The organism is Tumidithrix elongata BACA0141 (assembly GCF_036349135.1).
GTDB lineage: Bacteria > Cyanobacteriota > Cyanobacteriia > Pseudanabaenales > Pseudanabaenaceae > Tumidithrix > Tumidithrix elongata.
Genome location: NZ_JAZBJZ010000210.1, coordinates 1 through 3844, shown reverse-complemented (window position 1 = coordinate 3844; position 3844 = coordinate 1). Strand labels below are relative to the sequence as shown.

Genomic DNA, 3844 nt, shown 5'->3' with positions numbered 1-3844 from the left:
AGGGAATCGAGCGATCGCCGACTTGAATATTTTGGCTGTTGGTGGCTGCGGCAGCAAGGACGCGCGGGTTGTTGTGCGGTCTGGGCGCGAAGTCGGTGAGGGAACTGGCGGTAATGTTATTGATGCGATATTTCTCGACCAACCATTGTTTGCCATCGTAGAGCGCGGCGAGGGGAATGTAGCGCAGTTGACCGTCTGGGGCGTAAATGATCGTTTGCACCTTTGCCTGTTGCAGTTCGGCATCGAAGGGATGAATCAACCAGTCGTAGAATTTTTGTCCATCTTTTCTAACATCAAAGGAAGAGGGATCGCGCAGGTTGGCACGAAACTCCACGATCGCGGTATTGAGAACTTCGCGTTTGATGTTGATAGTTCTGCGGATCGGAGGTGTGGTTGCCGTAATTAAAATCAGTTCGAGCCGATCGTCGAGAATGAGGGGATAGAGCAGCGCCGCATTTTGGGCTTGGGCGAGGCTTTTACGCAGTCGGTTAAATTTCTCGATATCGACGTTTTGGGCTTGTTCGGTGCGGCGCAGTTGTTCGATTTGTTTCTGCACTTCTGGACTTTTGAGAAAGGCGTTGAACTGTTGGTTGCGATCGCTTTCTTGGGAAGTCAGATAGGCAAGTCGCTGTTGTTTGACTGGATCGAGTTTCCCTAAGCGATCGAGTTTTTGCAGGTCGGCTAGTTCGTTACCGAGGGCGATGAAGGTTTGTTCGGGACGTTGGAGGTCAGTTCCTTTTGCGGTTTGGTCGTTGCCGCGCACAGTTTTGAGATAGTCGCTGAGTTCTTGAACTTTGAGCAAATCGAGAACCTGTTGGGCTTCGAGGATGCGATCTTGTTTGAGGAGTAAATCGGCGAGATTGCGGTAGGTGTCAGCAACGGTGTTTATGTAGGATTTTTCGTTTTCCTTGCCAAGTCCGCGTATGTCTTTACGGATGGATTCGCTAACGTTGACGGATTGTTTGTAATAGAGGATGGCGAGTTCGGGTTGTTTGAGTTTAACAAAAGCGTCACCAATTTTGCTCAAGCTTCGTCCTGACGCTTCGCGTTTCCCGAATTGCTTTTCGATAGCTAAGGCTTTTAGGTATGATTCGATTTCGTTCTGGTACTGACCTAGATTGTGGTATGCATCACCAAGGCTGATGAGATAATTGTCGATATAGCTATCATTTTGCTTCTCGGAAGCTAAGGCTTGGAGGTAGAAATCAATTGCCTTCTGGTACTGTCTTATCTCAGAGTAAGCATGACCAAGAGAGGCGCGTATCCGTCCTCCCCATCCATTATTGCCAATTTGCTTTTCGATAACTAAAGCTTGCAGGTAGACCTCAATCGCATTCTGGTACTGACCTAGATTTCGGTATGCAGTACCAAGATCGCTGAGTCGATACTCTTCTGACCGAAGAGCGTCAATACATTCTTTACTTTTAGGGTCTGGATTGCAAGCTCTGGCACTTTCTTGCTTTGCGAAAGCCAAGACCTTCTGGTAAATTTCAAGAGCTTTTTGTGGCATTCCCAGATTGGTGTATACCATAGCAAGATTATCGTCCCAATGTCTTATCTCCGCCTCTGCCTTAAAAAGTTCACTTGCTTGACGGGAAAATGCATCAGCTTTCTGGTGTTGTCCTAGACTTTTGTATGCCATAGCAAGACCTCTTAGTGAAAAACCTTCCCGCCCGAACGTATTAGCACAGGGAAAGCTTTTTTTGTCGTCAGCACAAGTAAACTCGCGGAGTTCTTTGTCAATTGCTAAAGATTGCTGAAATGTCTCAATAGCTTTCTGGTAATAGGCTAAGGACAAGTATGAATAGCCCAATCCTCTCAAAGTAAAACCTTCCCGTTCGCGAGATGCAATGCAGTCTTTACTTTTAGTGTCGGAAGTACACGCACTCGCGCTGTTTTTCTGTCGAATCTCTAAGGCTTGCTGGAGCAACTCAAGGCTCTTCTTGGGCTGTCCTAGATCGCGGTATGTAAATCCTAGGCTCAAAATAGTGGAACTTTCTAGTTCGCGAGATGCTATACAATCTGATTTTTTAAGGTCTGAAGTGCAATCTACAATACTATATTGCCTATAAATTGCTAATGCTTGTTGATAGAACTCAATTCCTTTCTGTAGCTCTTTCAAACTACTATATACACTGCCGAAACCTTTAAGAGCGCTTGCTTCTCCTTTGCGATTATTTGTCGCACGATATATTTCTAATGCTGACTGAAATGATTGCAAGGCTTCGTTGTAATCGAACTTGCCAACCTGCTGATTTCCTAACTCAATCAATTTATCAGCCTCTGCTTTGAGGTCTTGTCTTGTTTGGGCAAAGACTGGCTCTTGAGAATAGAACGCAGAGAAAGAGATAGGCGAGAGTAAGATCGCAAGTGTGGCAATGCTATTCAACCCAAATGATTTCAGACGAGAGCGCATCGCACGATCCTCCTAGAGCAATATGTCACATCCAAAATCTATCACGCTTGCGCCATCAAGCATAGATATTTTTCGCTTGAATTTTAGATATAGTGGCTTGTTTCAATCAGCATCGCGACAGACCGCAAAAAGACCTCTCCTGTGATTTGGCGGAGATTGCCTCAGCTTTCATCCTCAATCTCAACGCCTAGTTGACGCAATTTTTCGGCGAGGCGATCGGCTCTGAGTCTTTCTTGCTCTGCCTTAATCCTCTCCTGTTCTGCCTTTTGTGCTTCTTGCTCCGCTCGTTGGTCTGCCTGCTCTGCTCGTTGGTCTGCCTGCTCTGCCCTCTGCTTTGCCTCTTGAACAGTTTTATCTAACTCTTCTAAAGTTTGCAGCTTCTCACCATTATCGAGGCGATAAAACCCAATCAGATATTCCTCAGCCTGTAACTTTAGCTGCAAGACTTCGCTGCAATTATCGGCAATGGGTTTGTAGATGCCATCTTCGTTGAGTCGATAGCCTTGCAGTTGTTTTGGAACCCACTCACCATAGGGGTCAAACAGCCAATACTCGGTTACGCCTAACTGTTCGTATAGCGTCTTTTTAAAGTTCCAATCTACTTCTTTTGTCCCTGCTGAGGTTACTTCAAAGATAATTGCTGGTGTTTGCTGTCCTTCCCAGATTTTATAGTTAGGGTAGAGTCTTTTTTCGATATCAAACACGACCATCACATCAGGCGCAACTCTGGCTCTGGGTTTTCCTTCAATGTAATAGAGAAATTGGTCGGCAAAAACGACAGCTTGCTGTTCTTGTAAATATAACCTCAAGACCATGAGGGTCATCAAGATTGCTAAAACATGCTGTTGGGTTTCTGCCAAGGGCTCTCCGTCTGAACTAGGGTATATGATTTCTGCTTCTACTTCCGAAGTGGGTGATGGCAGAGAGCTTGATTGCGGTTGCGATCGCGTCTCTGTAATAGCTACCATAACGATTTGGGGGCTGAGTGTTTGTTGGAATTATATCGTAAGAGACCTTGGCTCGGCTGGATTTCTTACAGTTGGCATCATGGTTGCTGGATAAATAGGATTTTTCTAGGCGGATTTGGGATTATGAAGAGATTGGAAAAATCGACTGCTAGATCGAGTATTTAGGATTTTCTTATCCCGAATTCACGTTAAATCTATTTAGGATCTACCAAGAAACCCATGTCGTTTCAAATCATTACGCTTGCTCCAATTCCAACAGTTTTAGATTGGGAATATCTGAAGGCAAAGGAACATGAGAGGTAAGAATTAACGCCCCACCCCGATCTGTAAAATCCCTAAGCACGTTTAGCATTAATGCCAAGGAATTTGGATCTTGCCCCACCATAATTTCGTCCAGCAAACAGATTTTAGCCTGAATAATTCATCAGGGAGAGAAAGTGGAGAAAAAAAAGAGCCTAAA

The 3844-nt window shown here is 45.1% G+C and carries 3 protein-coding genes; all 3 read right to left on the bottom strand.

The genetic code is table 11. From position 1 onward, the window contains the following. The coding region (locus V2H45_RS25275; protein WP_330486464.1) for a CHAT domain-containing protein at positions 1-2416 on the bottom strand (2416 nt) is incomplete at its 3' end. Positions 2417-2577: 161 nt separating this feature from the next. Beyond that, positions 2578-3384, bottom strand: a complete 807-nt coding sequence (locus V2H45_RS25270; protein ID WP_330486463.1) for a Uma2 family endonuclease — start codon at positions 3382-3384, stop codon at positions 2578-2580. A gap of 235 nt (positions 3385-3619) precedes the next feature. After that, positions 3620-3784, bottom strand: a complete 165-nt coding sequence (locus V2H45_RS25265; RefSeq protein WP_330486462.1) for a hypothetical protein — start codon at positions 3782-3784, stop codon at positions 3620-3622. Positions 3785-3844 lie beyond the last annotated feature (60 nt).

Bases quoted from the DNA above. Each gene is read 5' to 3' on its own strand.
- V2H45_RS25270 (WP_330486463.1), bottom strand. From the start codon at position 3,384: ATGGTAGCTATTACAGAGACGCGATCGCAACCGCAATCAAGCTCTCTG.